Below are 18,356 nucleotides of genomic sequence, written 5' to 3' on the forward strand. Positions count from 1 at the left end.
GGCGGTCCGGGGGCCGCCCGGACCCGTCAGTGCAGGCGGTCGATCCGGTACTTGAGGCTGCGCAGGCCGGAGTCGTCCGGGTCGCGCGCGACGGCCTTGCCGATCAGCTTCCGGGCCTCCGCGAACCGCCGGGCGTTGGCCTGGCGGACGGCGTGGGCACCGTAGACGACGCCCAGCTCCTTGCGGATGTTGGCCTTGGCGTCCGCCGGACCGGCCATCTGCAGGGCCTGCTCCAGCAGCGTGGCGGCGTCCGTGAACCGGTCGGCCTCGAAGTCCGTCGCCGCCTCGCTGCGCCACACGTTGACGATCACCGCCCGCATCTCGGCGGAGTCGTCGTACGTCTGGGCGCGCCGCAGCATCGACGCCCGCTCGTTGAACGGACGGTCCTGGTACTTCTCCAGCACGTGGTTGGCCAGCACCACCGACACCCGACGCGGGGCCTCGGCGGCCGGGTCGCCGTCGAAGTCCGCGTCGGCCGCCAGGGCCTCCGTCATCAGCGCGAGGGCCTCGGTGCGCCGCTCGTCGAGGGCGGCGGTGAGCGAGCGGAGCTGGAGCACGTACACCAGGCCCGCCCGGTGGTCGGGGTCGTCGCCGAGTCCGGTGAGCTCCCGCCACAGCTCGGTGGCCTCCACCAGGTCGCCGTCGGGGCCGAGGGCGGTGACCTCGGTGGCCCGGTTGAGCATGGCGGCCTCCAGGAAGTGGCGGGCCGTCGGGTCGTCCGGGGCCAGCGCCAGCGCCTTGCGCAGCAGGACCAGCGCGTGCCGGTAGTCCTTCGTCTCGTTGTTGACCTTGCGGGCCTGCTGGGCGTACGCGGCGCCGAGGTTCTCCAGGACCTCGCGATGGCCGGGGGAGAGCGCGAGCGCCTGCTCCAGCAGCGCGGCCGCGCCGGCCTGGTCGTCGTCGTGCTCCTTGAGCAGCGCACGGGCGGCGCGCAGACCGGCGTCGGCGCCGAGCGCGGCGAGGTCCTCGCCGAGGGCGGGTCCGGGCAGGGACAGGGCCCGGGTCAGGCACTCCAGGGCCTCGCGCCACTCCTGGTGGCGGTGGTGCTCGGCGGCCTGGCTGGTGAGGGCCTCGCGCAGCAGCAGCTGCCGGGACTCGTCGGTCTCCGCGCCCTCCGCGGTCTCCAGCGCGGAGACCGCCGCGGCGTGCCGGCCCTGGAGCAGCAGGTAGCGCTGCGGGCCGAGTTCGTCGAAGAGGCCGAGAGCGTGCGTCAGCGGGTGGACCCCGTAGGGGCCCGGTTTGCGCCACGGCAGCACCGCGTACTCGAACGCGCCCTGCCAGGCGGCGAGTTCGCTGCTGGGGGGCGAGGTGCGCAGCAGCCGTTCGAGGGAGGGGCCGACGACGAGCCGGTGGCCGGCGCCGTCGGGGCCGCCGATCAGGACCTCGTCCTCGGCGAAGGCCTCGGCGCAGCGGACCTCCATGCCGAGCCGGACCGTCCAGGCGTCGACCTCGTCGCCGCTCCGGCCGTCGGCCTGGTCGAGCGTCCGCAGGTCGGTGCGGAGCCGGTCGGTGAGTGCGGCGCGGGCGGCGGCGACCCGCGGCGGTTCGGCGTCGCGGCCGGTGAGTCGGGCGGCGGCGTCCCACACGTCGGTCAGGTGCAGGGCGGGGACCAGGCAGCCGATGACCCAGTGCCACAGGTCGGCCCTGTCGGCCCGGGCGGCCCGGTCGGCGAGGCCGGGCAGGTCCGGGTCCGTGGGGCCGACGTGCGGCGCCTCGACGGGGCCGCGCTGCGCCGGAATGCCGGGGGCCGGTGCACCCTGCACGGGCACGCCCTGCACGGGCACGCCCTGCGCGGGCAGGCCCTGGCCGGGGACGGCGGTCGCGAGGCGGTAGCTCACCAGGCCGAGCGCGTGCAGCAGCCGCGGGTGCGACGGGTCCTTGAGCAGCAGGGCGTGGTAGCAGTCCCAGGCCTCCTGGTACCGGCCCTCGGCGGCGTGGCGGGCCGCCTCGTGCTCGGCGAGCACCCCGAGGGCCTCGGCCGCGAGGGCGTGCCCGGGGGTCAGCCGGACGGCTTCCCGCAGGTCGCCGACGGCGTCCCCGAACCGCCCCGCCCCGACCGCGCGGGCGGCGCGCCGGACGAGCACCGTGGTGCGGGCCCGGTGCGCGGCGGCGGGGAGGGCGGCGAGGGCGGCGTCCAGGTCGTCGTCGTCGGCCTGCAGCAGGCACAGGGCCGCGCGGACCGCGGTGCCGGCCGGGCTGTCGCCCAGGACGGCGGCCCACGCCGCGAGCGTCCGCTCGCCCTCCTGCGGCAGACCCGCCCGCAGGGCGCAGTCCAGCACCGCGAGCAGGGACCGCTCGGCGCAGCGGCCGCAGCGCGGCGAGCCCTCGTCCTCCGGGCGGTACAGGTGCGTGGCACAGCCCTCCCGGCCGCAGCCGCCGCAGGCCTCCTCGGCGGTCCGGTCGCAGGGGGCGTCGTCGGCGGCCGCGCGGCATCTCCCGAGGGCCGCGGCCGGGGCCGGGCCGGCGGGGTTCGCCAGGTGGCCGCGGTACCAGTCGAGGGCGCCGGTCCAGTTGCCGGCCCGTTCGGCGAGCAGGGCCCGCAGCTGGGCGAGGGCCGGGTCGCCCGCCGGGTCGGGCTCGACCGGTGCGAGCAGGGCGACCGTGCGGACCGCACGGCCCGTCAGCAGGCCCCCCGCGGCCCGGTGGTAGAGGTCCCGCGGGCCGTCCGCGTCGGCGGGCAGCGCGTCCGGGCCGGTCGCGGAGCCCCGGGCGAGGGCCAGTGCGGCCCGCAGCCTGCCCTCCCGGGCGGAGCCGGCCGGGCCGCCCTTGCCGGGGGCGGGGGAGCCGGCCAGGGCCAGGGCGTTGGCGGCGTCGTCCAGCGCCTGCGGGTCGTCGCGGCGGGTGAGCAGCAGGTGGGCGGCCTCGCGGAGGGCGGCCTCGCGCAGCGAGCGGCGCAGCTCCGGCTCGTCCGGGGTGTCGAGGACGGCCTGCTGCCACAGGGCGCGGGCCGCGCCGGGGTCGGAGTCCAGCAGGCGGCGGGCGAGCAGGTCGCGCTGGGTGGAGAGCAGGGCCAGCAGCGTCGGCAGGGCGGGCAGGCCGGGGTCGCGCAGCGGCTCCCAGCGCTCCACGGCGCCGTCGGGGTCGCCGCTGCGGGCCAGGGCGAGACCGTGGTGGAAGGCGGCGGCCGGGCTCCACGGGTGGCCGGCCTCGGCCTCGGCACGGAGCAGCGGCGCGGCGTCCCCGGTGCGGCCGGCGGCGAGCAGGGCGGCACCGAGCCGGACCTTCGCGGGCTGCCAGTGCGGGTACGCCTCCAGGGCCGTCCGGTAGTCGGCGGCGGCCTCGGCGTGGCGGCCGGCCCGTTCGTGGACCAGCGCGAGGCCGAGCCGGGACGGGGTGTGGCCGGGCTGCGCGGCCTGGGCCGCGGTGAAGTGGCCGTGCGCCTCGTCGTCCCGGTCGAGCAGCAGGGCGAGCCGCCCCAGCGCGTAGTGGGGGCGGGGGTCGGCGGGGGCGGCCGCGGCGGCGTCCGCGAGGTCGGTGCCGGCGCCGGGGTGGTCGCCGAGGAACTGCCGGGCGAGGCCGCGGAAGAGCAGCGCCTCGGCGCGCAGGGAGGCCCCGCGGGCCCACGGCGAGGGCTCGCCGGTGCCGCGCTGGACGGCGCGGCCGAAGGCCTCGACGGCCTCGTCGTTGCGCCCGGCGGCGTGCAGGTGGGCGCCGTGGCGGAACCAGAGTTCGCCGCTGCCGCCGGGTGCGGCGGCGAGCAGGACGGCCTCGGCCTCGCCCGGTCGGCCGCTGTCGCGCAGGAACGCCGACCTGGCCAGTACCGGCCAGTCCCGTCCGGGCAGTGCCTTGAGGGCGGCGGCGGTGGCGCCGTCGCGGTCGGCGGCGGAGGCGTCCCGGCAGCGGCGCTGCAGCCAGTCGAGGACGCGCGCGGCGGACTCGGCCTCCTCGCCGGGCTCCGGGCCGCGGTCGACGGCGCGCAGGAAGGCGAGGACGGGAGCGAGGTCCGGCCGCCCGGCCGCGGTCTCCGCCTCCGCGAGCCCGCGCAGGGCCCAGCGGGGGATCTGCGTGTCCGGCACGGCGACCAGCGGGAAGGCCTCGTGGCACAGGCCGAGGGCGGCCGCCCGGTCGCCGAGCGCGTCGGTGGACAGGGCCAGGCCGACCAGGGCGGTGCCGCGCAGCGGCCGCAGGTGCGGCGGCGCCAGGGCGAGCCGCTCGGAGAGCCGGGCGTACCGGCGCCGCGCCTGCTCCGATTTCCCGGCGGCGAGCCGGGCGGCCGCCGAGGCGAGCGCCTTGGTCGCCGAGGCGGTGTCGAGGGCACGCCGGCGGCGGACGAGGACGAAGCCTCCCACGCCGGCGAGCGCCACCGCGATCAGCAGCAGCACGAACAGCGCCATGCAGTCTCCCCCTGCGGTCCGATGGGTCGGTTCCATGAACAACTGAGCATGGAATCGGTCACCTTGACGTACTGTCAACCGGTGTTCGGGCGAGATCAGAATAGGCCGCCCCCGGGGCATCCGGGCAGGAAAAAGCACTATCGTGGGGGTCGGGAGGCCAGGACCGACCGGTCGGGCGGGGGGCGGAGTGTCTGAGTCACGCTGGGTGCCGGGGCTGCGGTTCGGGCCGGAGTTCGATCCCGAGCAGTACGAACTGCTCGAGTTCCACCACCGCGGCGGAGAGGCCGAGGTGTGGCGCGCGGTGCGCACCGGCCGCAGCGGGCTCAAGGAGCTCGTCGCCGCCAAGATCATGCTGGAGCGCGACCCGTCCGAGGTGCGGCGCTGGCTCGGCCGCTGGGACGACGTCTCGCACAACGCCCACCGCCTCGCCGTCACCGACCTGGTGGTGCCCAGCTTCCTGCTCGGCCCCTCGCCGCACCGGCCGGGCAGCCCGCCCGGTGACGGGGTGATGGGCTACCAGATCTCCCCGTGGGTCGAGGGCGTGCCGCTGCACCGGTGGGCACGGGCCAACCGGGACGGCCTGCCCGCCGTGGCCGAGGTGCTCGTCCGGCTCTGCCGGATCGTCGACGAACTCCACCGCAAGCGCTGGGTGCACCGCGACATCTCACCCGCCAACGTCCTCGTGGAGCCGGAGGGCCGGGTCAAGCTGATCGACCTGACCTTCCTCGCCCCGCTGGACCGCACGCTCACGGTCGCGGTCTTCACCCCCGGGCACGTCCCGCCGGAGGCCGAGCAGGTCGGCGGGTTCCCGGCCACCGCCAAGGACCTGTTCGCGGTGGGCACGCTCGCCCGCAGCCTGCTGCTGCCCGAACACGGCCGGCTGGACCAGCGGACGGCCGCCCAGCAGGCCCGCCGCGAACTCCTGGCGGCCGGCTTCAGCGCCGAGCTCGCCGACTGGGTCGCCGAACCGCTGCACCACGACCCGGACCGCCGCCCCGCCCCGCTCGGCCCCTGGGCCGCCCGCGGACGCGAACTGCTGCGCGCGCACCGGCCGCTGCCGCGCACCTCCTGCCTGGCCGTGCTGCCCGACACCGCGGGCCGGCCGCTGGTGGTCTCCGGCGGATCGGACGGTGTCGGCTACACCGGCCCCGGCCTCTCCCCGCCGGAGCTCCCGGCCACCCGCACCAACCAGGGCCCGCCGACGCTCCGGGAGATCGTGGCCGGACGGTCCGGACGGGCGGCGGAACTCGCCGTCTTCGCCGAGGACGGCGCGGGGGCGCTCTGGGTGGGAAACCGCTCCGGCTGGTGGGAGGTGGCGCGCGGCGTCGCCGGCGCGGCCGGCGCGGTCAACTCCGCCGGCGAGCTGGTCGTCTGGACGGCCCGCGCCGGCGTCCTGCAGTCCTTCCGCTGGTCGCCCGGGGTCACCGTCACCGGGCAGGAGATGCCCGGCTGCCCGGCCGACCGGGTCCTCGCGGCCACCGAGGAGCGCGTCGGAACGTGGTCCGTCCTGGTCGAGCACCAGGACCGGGTGCTGTGCTGGCAGGTGGGCTCCGGCACCCGGGCCGAGCGGATCTCCGCACCGGCCCGGGCCCGCGGCGCCGCACTGGCCAGGTCCTCCGCCGGGCCGCAGGCCGTGATCCTCGGCCCCGACGGCACGGCCCGGCTGTACCCGCTCGGCGGCGGCGCGCCGGTCGAGATCGGCGAGTTGGAACCCGCCCTCGGCGTGGCGATGGCCGGCCACCGCGGCGGCCCGACGATCGCGCTCGCCGGCACCGGCGGCGTCCGGCTACGCCTGCCCGCCTCCGGCGGGGCACGACGGCCCCGCTGGTGGCGGCCCACCCTGCGACCCGCCACCCGGGTCGCCCTGACCGTCGGCGACGACTGGCGGCTGTGCCTGGCCGCGGTCGTGGAGGACGAACTCCAGTGCTGGCAGGAGGACGCCGCCTACCGCTGGCAACCCGTCCGACTGGACACCTGACGCACCGGTGCGGATGGGCACCTCAGGGGCACGTGGGGGCACCTCCCGACCGAAGGCCGGAGGAGACCTGCGCAATCCGGGGTGGCTGTCACGACAGCACGGGCAAGCCGTGACGTGCGCGGTTGACCGCATCCGAATCGCGCAGTTCCCCGCGCCCCTTGGGGTGGATCCGTCCTACGGCGCGATCTCGAAGGCGGGGGGTTGGAGACCGGCGAGGCACCCGGTGTCCGGGGCGGTCGGGGTGTCGAAGAAGGACGTGGTGATCGACTGGGCGCAGGGCGAGTCGGCGAAGACCACGTGGGCGACGTAGGGGACGGTGACCTCGGTGGCGCGGCTGAGCGTGCGGGCGGCGTACGGCCCGCTGCTCGGTGCGGTCTGGGAGTCGAAGCCGCCCGACAGGACGAGGGTCGGGATGTCGCTGCGCGTCACCGCCCGGACGGAACGCGGGGCCGCGGGGACGTCCCAGGCGCGGCAGTCGGCGTGGAGCCAGGCGAGGCCCGGGGCGTTGGCCAGTACCGACTCGGGGAACGACGGGAAGGCACGCCGGCCGGCCCGGAGCACGTCGGCCTCGCTCTCGAACGGCGTCCACTCGCTGCAGAAGACCCCGTAGGCGAGCCCGTGCGACAGCCTGCCGACGGCCTGGGGGCTGAGCTTGCCGCCCGCCAACTGCTCGGCGATCCGCTGCGGGTTGCCGTGGGCCAGCTCGTCGAGGGAGCGGGGCACTCCGGCGGCGAGGTGGCTGGCGAAGGTCAGCCAGTTCACCAGGGTGCCGCCGTCGAGCACCACCTCCACCGGCTCCGGGTGGCCCGGGGCCGTGACGGTGGTGGTGACCGGCCGGGCCTCCAGCCGGCGGACGAGGCGTTCGAAGGTGGCCTCCAGGTGCGGGTAGCGGTCGTTGCAGGCGGGCTGCTGCGCGCAGGCGTCGAAGATGCCGTCGAAGCCCTCGCGTGCGGCCTTCCAGGTCACGGCTCCGCTGGCGAGGGACGGCGGCAGGACGCCGTCGATGCCGACCGACCGGATGCCCTCCGGGTGCAGGCGCATGTAGAGGAGGGCCAGGTCGGTGCCGTAGGAGATGCCGAAGACGTTCCACTTCCGGACGCCCAGGGCGACGCGCAGGTCGGCGTAGTCGGCGGCGCTCTCGGTGCTGTTGTACGCGCCGAGGTCGGCCCCGAGGCCGACCAGCCGGTCGCGGCAGGCCCGCGTGGCGTCGACGTGCAGGCGCCCGGTGGACGGCGCGCCGTAGACGAGGCCGAGGGCGTCCGCGTTGAACCGGTCGATGTTCGGGCAGGTGAGCGCAGGGTCGGCCGAGTAGGTGCCGCGCTGGGACATGAAGACGACGTCCCGGTCGCGGTTCAGACCGCCGTTGAGCGCCAGCTGGATCTCGGAGTTCGCGTCGTCGCCGGGGCCGCCGGCGAGCCACACGATCGGGTCGGGTGCCCGCTTCCGCACGGCCGGCACGATCGCGACCGCGAGGGTGATCTTCCGCCCCCCGGGCCGGGAACGGTTCTCGGGCACGGTGAGCGTCCCGCAGCGGGCCGTCTCCAGGGCCGGGGTCGGGTCCGCCGTCCTCGGGCAGGGGCCCGGCTCGAACCGGGAGTGGCCCGCCGTCCGGGCGGCCGTGCCCAGCGGTTCGGCGGTGCCGGCGTCGGCGCGGGCGGGCAGTGCGGCGAGGCCGGCGAGGAGAACGCCGGTGGTGGCCCCGGCCAGTGCGGTCCGCAGCCGTCGCACGGCGCGTCGGCGGTGGGGTGGGCGGATGGGCGTCATGTGGTCTCCGGCTCGGGGGTGACGGTGAACGGTGCGGGCGCCAGCCCCGCCACGCAGGACGTGTCGGGCGCGGTCGGACGGGCCAGGAAGGAGGTCAGGACGTCGGCCGCGCAGGGCGACTGGGGAACCACCCAGTGGCCGATCCCGGGAATCAGCACGGTGGTCGAACGGGACAGCGTCCTGGCCGTGTACGCGCCCCAGCTCGCCCCGGTCTTCGCGTCGAAGGTCCCGGAGACGAGGAGCGTCGGCACGTCGCTGCGGGTGGCCACCCGCTGGACCGCGGTGCGGTCCGGGACGTTCCAGGCACGGCAGACGTCGTGCTCGAAGGGCAGCTGCGGGGCCTGGGCCAGGACCGTGTCCGGCCATCCGGGGAAGGCCCGGCGGCCCGCCCGCAGCAGGTCGGACTCCGAGTGGCCCGGAACCCATTCGCTGCAGGCCACCGACTGCGTCAGGCCGTGGGCGACCTCACCGACGACGGGCGTCGCGCCGGCGGCCTGGGCGCGGGCGAATCGCTCCGGGTTCCCGTGGGCGAGTTCGTCCAGCGCCGCCGGCACGTCGACCGCCTTGACGGCGTTGGCGACCAGCAGGTTCACCAGCGCGCCGCCGTCGAGGACGACCCTCACCGGGTCACCCCCCGCCGGCGGCCGTGCCGTCAGCCTCAGCGGGTGCGCCTCCAGCCGCCGGACCTGCTCCGTCAGCGTGCGCGACGGGTCCGGGTAGCGGTTCGCGCAGAGCGGCTGGGCCGCGCACGCCGCGAAGATCGCGCCGATCCCCTCCCGTGCGCTGTCCCAGGTCCACGGCAGGCTCACGACCTGCGGGGGAACGACCGAGTCGATCGCCACCGAACGGACCCCTTCGGGGTGCAGGCGCAGGTAGGTCAGGGCCAGTTCGGTGCCGTAGGAGTACCCGTAGACGTTCCACCGCCCGATGCCCAGCGCCGCCCGCAGGTCGGCGAAGTCCGCGGCGTTCTCGGTGGTGTTGTACGCGCTCAGCTCGACGCCGGAGGCCGTCAGACGGTCCCGGCACTCCGTCGCCGCGCGCACCAGCCGCCGTCCGGTCGACGGCGCGTCGTGGACCAACCCCACCGCGGCCGCGGAGAACCGGTCGATCTCCGGACAGGCGAGGCTCGGCTGCGAGTGGAGCGTCCCCCGCTGCGCCATGACGATCAGATCGCGGTCACGGTTCACGCCGGCACCGATCAGGAAGGGGATGCTCCCGAACGCGTCGCCGCCGGGACCCCCCTCCATGAACACCACCGGGTCGGCCGCCTTCGCCGCCGACACGGCCGGGACGATCGCCACGGCCAGGCGGATCGTCCGCCCGCGCCGCCCGCCGGGCCCGCGCCGCTCGCGGCTCTCGGGCACCTCCAGGAACCCGCACCGTCCGGGCACCGGATCCGCCGTCTCCGGACAGGCACCGGGCACGAACCGCACGGAGGGCGCTGACACGCCCTCACGAACGGGTGACGGCACGGCGCCGCCCGGTACCGGACCCGCCGCGCCCACGAGGGCCAGCACACCCGCGACCAGCGCCACCCCCGGGGGAACGCCCCGCGCGCGTCCCCGTGCGTACCGGTGCCGCGCCCGCCTCCGTGCCGACCCGCCGGTCCCGCGGACGGGTGGCGAACACCCCTGCGCGCTGCCCTGCTCCACCATGTGCTGCCGTCTCTCTGACGTCCCGTCCGCCCCTGCGGGGGAACGCCGCGTGGATGTGCCCGCCACGGATTTCGGGCGGGCACTGACAGCCTGTGGTGACGGGGACGGGTCCACCACTCACGGGCTCCACCTGGAGCAGACCCGTGCGCGGGGAGGTCCTACGGTTCCTCGACGGCCGAGGGCGTCCGGGTGCGTTCCGCCATCGCCGTCCAGAACCGGCCGAGCTCACGGTCGGTCATGCCCTGCCAGCCCGCCCTCCTCCGCCGGGCGGTGCGCCGCCTCAGCAGGGCCTGCTGCTGCCGGCAGAACGGCTCGCGCAGCTCGCCGTCCGGCTGCGCCCCCTTCGCCGGGTACGGGCACAGCTCGAACTGGCAGCTGCGCAGGCAGCTCGTCCCGGGTTCGGCCGTCCCGGCCATGCCGACCGTGCGCTCGGGACGGAGCGCCGTGCGGTCCTTCGTCAGGCAGGGCGGGAGGGTGGTGCGGTTGGTGCGCTCCAGCCGGCCGTCGACCAGCCGGCCGTCGCGTTCGGTGAGGTTGAGCAGCAGCAGGATGTCGGCGAGGAGCTGCTGGGCGCGCGGATGCAGGGTGCTCCACCCGACCGACGGCGGGATCCAGAGGTTGTGCTTGCGGTAGACCGTGGGGTCGGCCGGCTGCGAGCCGATGTTGGCCATCGTCCCCTTCTCGTCGATCCAGATGAACCGCTCGGGACGCCGGGTCTCCAGGGCGAGCGCCGCGAGGTCCCCGGCCTCGGCGACGAAGGGGTGCAGCCGGTTCCCGCCCCGCACCGTCAGCTCGTCCGCGGGCCGGTCGCCGGGGGCCTGCTCGCTGCCCGCCATGGCGAGCCAGCGTTCCACGGCCTGCAACGGGTCGGAGCCGGACCGCCGGCCGTTCTCGCCGCCCTCCAGCACCTCGTCGGTGCTGTCCGGCAGCTCCCACAGGCACAGCGCGTGGATGAGGGTGACCTGGGAGTACCAGTAGCGGGCGTGCGTCAGCATGTGCTCCGCCTGCTCGATCAGGTACTCGCGGGCCTCGTCGGAGGTGGCGGGATGCCGACTGCGGCGGTTGGCCGCGCCCTTGAAGCCCTGGGCGAGGGCGATCTCCAGGGAGATGGGCAGGTCGGCGCGGCCCGTCGCGGGGTTGGGCGCGAGGTGCTGCAGCCACAGGCCCATGCGCTCCCGGGCCTGCTCGCACCGGTCGCTGCTCACCGAGCCCACGATCATCGGGACCAGCCACGCCCGGGTGACGAACTCGCGCCAGATCTGCTCCCCGGTCCGCGGTCCCCGCTCGGTGCCGTCCTCGGGGTCGGGAGGGCCGATCCTCCGCTCGCGCTCCGCGCTCTCCCGGTGCTTCTGGATCTCCATGGCCGTCTTGTACTGCTCCCAGGGGTCGTAGACCTCGGCCTCGCTGCCCCTCCTCCGCTTCGGCCACGGGAAGAGCCTGCGCAGCGCGTCGAAGGCGTTGTCGCCGCCCGCGCCGATCTCCTGGGCGATGGCCAGCCGGACGGGATAGCCGGGCTCGACCCAGGTGATCCTCATCAGGTCGCCGTAGGCCGGCTTGGGCCACTTCTCGGGGTCCTCCCGGTTCGAGCGGTCGAGCCGCCGCGCCACCTCGCCGAAGGCGTGCACCAGCCGCAGTTTCGCCTCGTCGAGGGTTCTCGGATCGCCGTCGACGATCTCCGGCCACCGCTGCAGGATCGTCCTGGCGAGGAAGGCGTGGGCCGAGTCGTCGGCCTGGCAGGTGTCGATCTCCAGCGCCGCGGCGAACAGGTCGAGGGCCTTGTCGTCCCGGCGTTCGCGGGCCGCTTCGAGCAGCAGGTCGACCGTGGCGCGCTTCAGGGTCTCGCCCTTGCGGCGGGAGCGCAGGACCAGGGCGATGAGGAGCTCGCGGCCGGGTTCCTCGAGCGCCCTGTCGAGGAGTCCGGCGTCGTCCCGCTGGACGACGTCGAGGAAGGAGGACCCCAGGTAGGACTGCAGGATGCTGTGCGGGAACCGCACCTTGAAGTTCTGGGCCTCCACCAGCCCGAGTTGTTCACCGCGTGCCGCGTAGCGCGACAGGGCGGTGCGCCAGCAGGCGTCCTCGTCGTTCCCGGGCAGGTCCTCGACGCTCCGGCGCAGCGCCCGGAGGACCGCCCGGTAGGGGACCTCCGCCTCCTTCGGGTGGTCGCCGCCGTGGCCGGTCCAGTGGATCAGCTCGTCGAACCTGACCTCCAGCCGGTCGTTGAGCAGTCCGATGCAGGCCAGTGCCGACATCACGGCCACCGTCCGCCTGCGCTGCTCGGAGGAGATGTCGAAGCGGGCCTGGAGGTGGCCCTGGACGAGTGCCCTCATCCAGGAGTCCAGGAGGCTGAGCCGGATGCAGGTCCGGTCGCCGCCGCGGGTGTTGACGTGGTCCCACTTCTTGCTGTTCTCGAAGTGCTCCATGAGCTGGTGCTCCCGGAGCTGGCGGGCGATCTGGAGGTAGAGCGGGGACTCGGCGACCGCGGCCGTCTCGACGATCCAGTCCAGCCTGCGGTTGTCGACACCGGGTTTCCGGTGCGCGAGGTAGCCGAGTGCGGCCTCCTCGCTGAGCGGTTCGAGGTCGATGACGGCGGCCTGGGTGCCTTCGAGGGCGGGGTGCGGGCGCGAGGCGATCACCAGGGGGAGCTTCTGCTTCTGGGCGCGGCCGATCGCGCGGCGGATCAGGCTGTCCCGGTTCGCCTGTGCCTCGTCCTCGCAGAACGCCTCCTCCAGCCCGTCCGCGATGACCACGGCCTTGTCGTCCATGCAGAGCTGCCGCCACACCCGTTCGGCCTGGGCCCGGGAGATGACCCCCGGGTCCACCTCGTCGCAGAACCGCCGCTTGGCCAGTTCGCCGAAGTTCAGGTCGGCGCCGTCGAGGTCGATGCGCCGCAGGTGGATGGGGACGGGCACGGCGCCGTTCTCCGCCAGCACCTGGGTCAGCTGCACCAGCACGGCCGTCTTCCCGCTGCCGACGCCGCCCACCAGCACGTACGGCCGGCGCCGGCGCCGGTCCCGCAGCGCCTGGGCGATGACCGAGCACAGCTCCTGCCGGCCGACGACCTCGTCGACGATCGTGCCGGCCGTGGGCACCAGCTGCTGCGGGTTCTTCCGGGCGGTCCGGCCGATCGGCCGGATGGTCTTCCAGCGGCGTACGCCGAGGAAGACGGCGGTGCTCAGGGAGAGCACCAGGAAGGGCGTGGTGAAGCTGATGACCACGCTGCAGGACTGGCTGGTCCGGCGGCAGGTGTTCTCGACGAACCCGGGACTTCCGCCGACGATCACGTTCAGGGCCAGGGCCAGCCAGCCCAGGAGCAGTAACGTGCCGATCCACGACAGGGCCTTCACGTAGTTCCCGGGCGTCCACCTCCCGCGCCACTTCTGGGGAATGGCCACCCGCTGCCGGGTCTCCTTGCGGACGCGCCGCATCCGCCACCGTCTGAACACCCGGAACCGCAGCCAGGACAGGACGCGCCTGCCCCGCACGAAGCGCGGCTCGCTCGGCGCTCGGAACCTCCCCGCCGGATGCCGGATGACCTGGTTCATCGGGGTCTTCCCTCAAGGGCGTCCACGACCGGCCGTCAGGACGGCCCGCCGTCGTCGGCGGTGAGGACGCAGCCGCGGACCCGCTGCGGAGAGCCGTTGCCGAAGACCGCGGCCGCGCTCAGGTCGAGCCGGTCGACCGCGGCACCCGTGCCGGCCCGGACCTGCGGTCCGATCTCGAGCGCGCCGTCCGCCCGGACGGAGGTGAACGGCTCGCTGCCGATCAGCGCGTCGGCGCACGGCTGCGACCGGACCCCGGCGACGGATGTGTTCACGGCGAAGTCACCCATGATCGTCCTCCAAGACGGTGGGCTGCGGCGGGTGCGGTCCTGACCGCCCGACGGGTCCGCCGCGTCAGGCGTCGTCCTCCTCGTCCGGTCCCGGGCCGGGCGGCGGGGGCTGGGGCGGGTGCGGCAGGACCCGGAGGTGGGCGCGGTGGACGGCGACGTACAGGCCGCTGGGGGTGACGACGCCGCAGTACCGCTCCGCCTCGACGAGGAGCGCCACGGCCGTTCCGGCCGGCAGGATGCCGTCCGGCGGCCCCTCGGGCCGGTGGTGGTCGTACCAGTAGGGCCCGTCCGCGTCGAGCGTGTGGGTGAAGCGGTTGGGCGGGGGGCGCACCACGTTGTCCCGGGGGACCACGGACTGGCTGCCGAGGACGGAGACCTCGGGACGCCGGACGGTGTAGGGCTGCTCCCGCGGGCGCGGTCGGTCGTTGTCCGCCATGGCGGGTGTCGCCTCAGGCGGTCTGCAGGCTGTCGGCGGGCAGCGTGTCGGGGATGGTGGGCAGCATCACGCCGACGTCGATCGGGGCGACGTGGGCGCGCAGCTCGCCGCGCTCGGCGAGTTCGAGGTGGTTGGGCAGGACGTAGGGGTCGGCGGCGTCGAGGTCGACCTCGTACCCGAGGTCCCGGAGGCTGGCCGCGGTCATCCGGCTGAGGGGGTTGCCGGCGTGGCCGACGAAGCCGGTCATGAGCTCGTCCGCGAAGACGGTCTCGCGCCAGTGGCCGTCCCGGGTGCCGGGACCACCGGTGTTCTCGACCGGGACGCGCCGGGGCTCGGGGTCGCCCACGAGGACGGCGTACTCCGACGCGGCGTTGAGGCCGGTGAAGGTCGGGTTGGGCCCTCCGCTGCCGCGCAGCAGACCCTTGAGCTTCCAGACCGTGCCGATGCCGATGACGTGGCCCATCTCGTGGGTGATCACGTCGACGAGGGTGCCGTCGGCCTCCATCGAGGCCAGGTCGTCCTGGTCGAAGGACATCAGGCCGGTGGCGGGCAGGAACTCCGAGGGCCCGGGGCCGGGCCGCAGTTGGGTGGGTCCGGCCTGGCCGAGGATGTGGCCGGGGCCGTCGATGGTCCGGCCTTGGGCGCGGATCACGAGGTCGTCGACGATCCGGTCGCCGACGGAGACGTCCGGCAGGTCACCGACGATGACGCGGACCCAGCGGTCGGCGGCGGCCTTGAACGCGTTCTTCTGCGACTCGGTCAGCCCGCCGAGGAACTCGACTTCGATCGTGTAGGGGGAGGTGGTGCCGGTGAGGCGCTTGGCGGCCGCGAGGTCCGCGCGCGCGATGTGGCTTTCGAAGGCGTTCATGGGATTCCCCGCCCTTTCGTGGGAGGGCTCGTGCGGACGTCCGGTGGATCGGGGCCGGTGGACGGCCGGTGACCGGACGCGGTCCACGGCAGGGCAGGCGTCCGGTCGGGTGGGGCAGTCGGTGCCGGGCGTCGAACGGCGGTCGGGGACGGCCGCGGGGCGCCGCCCGCCGGGGTCCGGCTCGTGTTCCGGCCCCGTCCCTTCGATCGTCCCGCGCACCGGCCGGTGCGGCATCTCGGCCCCGGGCCCGTTCGGACGGTCCGCGGCACCGGCACGTTCGGTGCTGGGGGCTTCTGTCGGCTCGTGCGGTGACGGAGCGGATCCGGGCCGCGGCAAGGGCGGTGACGGTCGGTCACGGACCTGTCCGGCCCCGGCCGTCCCGGTCCCCGGACCCCGTGCCCGAGGGGACGCGGCCCGCGCCTCGGGAGCGGCCGCGGTCACGCAGCGGAGCGCCCCGCCGACGGGTGCCGGTGACAACGGGTCATGGCGGGAGTGCCGTCACCGCCCGGAGACACCGGATGGTCGACTTCGGTCGCTCGCCGCCCACCGGGGAAACACGCGCGCAGAATGGAGACGGACCGAGCAGGAGACGACAGCGGAGCGAGGACGGGGAGGTGACCCGGTGAGCCGCATCCTGGTGACCGGTTCCACGGACGGCCTGGGCCGGGCCACCGCGGAGACGCTGCTGTCCGCCGGCCACCGGGTCGTGCTGCACGCCCGGAACCCCGAGCGGGCGACCGCCCTGCGACCCCTGCTCGACCGGGGAGCGGACGCCGTCACCGGCGACTTCACGGACCGTGACGCCGTCCGGCGGATCGCCGCCGAGCTGAACGACGCCGACCCGCTCGACGCGGTCGTCCACAACGCCGGGGTGTGGCGCGGCCCCGCCGTCATGCCGGTCAACGTCGTCGCCCCGTACCTGCTCACGGCCCTGCTGCCGACACCGCGCCGACTGGTCTACCTGAGCAGCGGCTCGCACTTCGGCGGGCACCCGACGACGGAGGGGGTCGACTGGCGCGGCCGGAGCGCCGGCTCCTACGCGGACAGCAAGCTGTTCGTCACCACCCTCGCGGCCGCGGTGGCCCGGCTGCGCCCCGGCGTGCCGAGCAACGCCGTCGACCCCGGATGGGTGCCGACCAGGATGGGCGGCCCCGGAGCACCGGACGACCTCGAACTCGGGCACCGGACCCAGGAGTGGCTCGCCGTCGGCGACGAACCCGGGGCCCTGACCACCGGCGGCTACTGGTACCACGGCGAACTCAGGCCACCCCACCCCGCCGTCCACGACGAGGCCTTCCAGGACCGCCTGCTCGCCGCACTGGCCGAGGAGACCGGCACCGCGCTGTGAGCGGGCACGCGCGCCCGGACCCCGGCGGGTGGTGGATCCGCCGGGGTCCGGGAGGCCGGGGCCGGGGCCGTCAGTGGAGCTGCTCGGTGCGGCTGGCGACGAGTTCGCCGTCCACGTAGCCCTCGACGCGGGCGGAGCTCGCGGCGGCCGCGTCCGGCACGGTGACGTCCGCGTGCCCGTCGAGCAGGTCGAGGGAGGCCTTGGGACGCTGGTCGATGTAGACGTCCAGGCGGTCGATGTTGGTGGTCTTGACCTTGAGGCGCAGGACGCCGCCGGTCGTGGCGGTGTCGGTGATGGCCACGGCGTGCGGGGTCATCGCCTTGAGGAGCTGTCCGGCGCGCTCCATCAGGTCGGCGTTGCCCTCCAGGAGGTCGCGCCGGGTCATCCGGTGGAGTTCGTCGGGGGTGACGCCGAGGTCCTCCACCGGGGTGCCGGACTGCACGCCGACGCGCAGGGTGCGGCGGATGGCGACGCGCATGCTCGCCTCCGCGGGCAGCGGCCGGTACGGCGTCGCGGGGTCGTCGGCGAGGAGGGCGGACAGCAGGTCGTGCGTCCACACGTTGGCCCCGCCGGCACCGGTGTTGCGGTCGACGCCGAGGACGGTGCCGATCCGGTGGTCCTGGAAGCCCGCGGTGAAGATGTCGGTCGCCGAGTAGCAGCGGGCGTTGGTGACCAGGACGACGGGCCCGGAGTAGCGCTGTCCCACGGCGTTGGCGCCGTCCTCGGGGGTGATCGGGAACGCCCGGGAGAAGGCGGCGCCGATCTCGACGGCCTGTTCCATGGACGGCACCCAGGCGCCGAGGTCGATGTCCGGGTCGTTCTGGTGGCGGCGGCAGATCCGCAGGTTGAGCGGGGTGGTGATGAACTGGGTGGGCTCCGGGGTGATCCGGCGCGGGGTGAGCGTCTGCAGGGTGAACTCGGCGGCGAAGATGTGGCCGCCGCCGTTGTCCCGGACGTCCAGCACCAGGCCGCGGTCCGGCAGGAGGCCGACCAGACGGACGAACTCCTCCACGAAGGCGACCGGGTCGTCCACGGCGAAGGTGAAGATCCGCAGGTGACCGAAGGTGCCGGAGGCGGTGGTGACCTCGCGCGCCTTGAAGACCTTGGGCATGGTGGTGGCGATCTCGCCGGCCTCCAGGCCGGGTGCGGGCTCGCCGGCCTCGACCGCCCGCTGCTGGGCGACCACCCTGGGTGCGAAGAGCAGCACCTTCGCACGGCCGACCTCGTCCGTCTCCAGGTCGAGGCCCTGGGAGGCGCCGGCGGTGCCCAGCGTGCCGGTGCCGACGAGCGGCGGCAGGTTGTCGACGACCTGCCAGTCCTCGCGGAGCTCGCGCGCGGTGCCGTCGGCGTCGAGGTAGCTGACGGTCACCCACTCCTCGAACGGGGGCAGGTGGATGCGCAGCGGACGCAGGGTCAGCGACTGGACGCCGCGGGTGCGGCGGGCCTCGGCGTTGCTGCCGGCGAACCGGGCGGCGTGCAGGTCGACGGCGGTGGAGATCGGGATGCCGCTCCAGTGGGTGATCTCGGTGCCGGGCCCGAACCCGGGCGGGGCGAAGCCCTGGGCGACCCGGGTGACGAGGAAGCGCTCGGCGGCCGTGCCGTCGCCCTGCTCGGTGAAGTTCTCGACGAGGAACGGCAGGAACGCGATCTTGCCGTTGAAGGGAGCGGGCAGCAGGTAGTTGGTGTGCAGGTCGCGGACGGAGTGGAAGATCTCCGAGACCTCGGCGTGGAAGGTCCACTCGGGCGGCATGTCGGCGTCGGTCTGCCGTTCCAGGCGCCGGGCGAGCAGCCGCAGCCGCTGCACCGGGTTCACGGCGTACATGGCGGCCTTCAGCGGCAGGTGCACGTAGTTCTGTTCGAGCAGGACGAGCGCCTGGTCGACGATGACGCGGCGCTCGTCGAGGGTGAGGGTGCCGGCGGTCTGCAGGAACGACGCCAGCGTGGTGGCGGCGGCCAGGTGGTCGCGGACGGGTGCCGCGGCCTCGGCGATGTAGTCGGGGACGGGTCGGTCCGTGCGGGTGCTCATGGGGTCTCCGGGGGTGGCGGGAGGGAGGTCGGTGGCGCGGTCCGCTGTGAGCACGCCGAGGAGGTAGCCGTCCTCGTCGACGACGGGCCAGACCGTCAGGCGCTTGATCCGCATCGCG

10 protein-coding genes are annotated in these 18,356 nt (G+C 75.2%); 2 read left to right on the forward strand and 8 right to left on the reverse strand.

The window, feature by feature from the left end:
* Positions 1–26: 26 nt before the first annotated feature.
* On the reverse strand, positions 27–4,334 hold the full coding sequence (locus AB0O09_RS35245; protein WP_363549036.1) for a tetratricopeptide repeat protein: 4,308 nt from the start codon (positions 4,332–4,334) through the stop codon (positions 27–29).
* 187 nt (positions 4,335–4,521) lie between these two features.
* Between AB0O09_RS35245 and AB0O09_RS35250 the strand changes: the two genes are divergently transcribed.
* A complete protein-coding gene (locus AB0O09_RS35250) occupies positions 4,522–6,312 on the forward strand; it encodes a hypothetical protein (protein WP_363549039.1) in 1,791 nt (596 codons plus the stop codon).
* Between the two features lie 174 nt (positions 6,313–6,486).
* Here the strand turns inward: AB0O09_RS35250 and AB0O09_RS35255 are convergent, their stop codons facing one another.
* The 6 genes from AB0O09_RS35255 to AB0O09_RS35280 form a co-directional block, all read right to left on the reverse strand.
* Positions 6,487–8,076, reverse strand: a complete 1,590-nt coding sequence (locus AB0O09_RS35255) for an alpha/beta hydrolase (protein WP_363549041.1) — start codon at positions 8,074–8,076, stop codon at positions 6,487–6,489.
* On the reverse strand, positions 8,073–9,440 hold the full coding sequence (locus tag AB0O09_RS35260) for an alpha/beta fold hydrolase (protein WP_363549044.1): 1,368 nt from the start codon (positions 9,438–9,440) through the stop codon (positions 8,073–8,075). The genes AB0O09_RS35255 and AB0O09_RS35260 overlap by 4 nt, the downstream gene beginning before the upstream one ends.
* A 449-nt stretch (positions 9,441–9,889) precedes the next feature.
* Entirely contained in the window at positions 9,890–13,123 is a 3,234-nt protein-coding gene (locus AB0O09_RS35265) for an ATP-binding protein (protein ID WP_363549047.1), read from the reverse strand.
* Between the two features lie 185 nt (positions 13,124–13,308).
* Positions 13,309–13,560, reverse strand: a complete 252-nt coding sequence (locus tag AB0O09_RS35270) for a hypothetical protein (protein ID WP_363549049.1) — start codon at positions 13,558–13,560, stop codon at positions 13,309–13,311.
* A 64-nt stretch (positions 13,561–13,624) separates the two neighbouring features.
* Positions 13,625–13,996 carry a hypothetical protein gene (locus AB0O09_RS35275; RefSeq protein WP_363549051.1) on the reverse strand — a complete coding sequence of 124 codons (372 nt, stop codon included), beginning with the start codon at positions 13,994–13,996 and terminating at the stop codon, positions 13,625–13,627.
* Between the two features lie 13 nt (positions 13,997–14,009).
* Positions 14,010–14,864, reverse strand: a complete 855-nt coding sequence (locus AB0O09_RS35280; protein ID WP_363549054.1) for a leishmanolysin-related zinc metalloendopeptidase — start codon at positions 14,862–14,864, stop codon at positions 14,010–14,012.
* Between the two features lie 622 nt (positions 14,865–15,486).
* On the opposite strand from AB0O09_RS35280, the gene AB0O09_RS35285 reads away from it, so the two are divergent.
* Positions 15,487–16,212: an SDR family NAD(P)-dependent oxidoreductase gene (locus AB0O09_RS35285; RefSeq protein ID WP_363549056.1), complete on the forward strand. Its 726-nt coding sequence runs from the start codon at positions 15,487–15,489 to the stop codon at positions 16,210–16,212.
* Positions 16,213–16,282: 70 nt separating this feature from the next.
* Here AB0O09_RS35285 and AB0O09_RS35290 read toward each other — a convergent pair.
* A partial coding sequence (locus tag AB0O09_RS35290) for a S41 family peptidase (protein WP_363549059.1) occupies positions 16,283–18,356 on the reverse strand: 2,074 nt, incomplete at its 5' end.

Origin of the sequence: Kitasatospora sp. NPDC093679 (genome assembly GCF_040683455.1) — a bacterium.
Taxonomy (GTDB): Bacteria; Actinomycetota; Actinomycetes; order Streptomycetales; family Streptomycetaceae; genus Kitasatospora; species Kitasatospora arboriphila.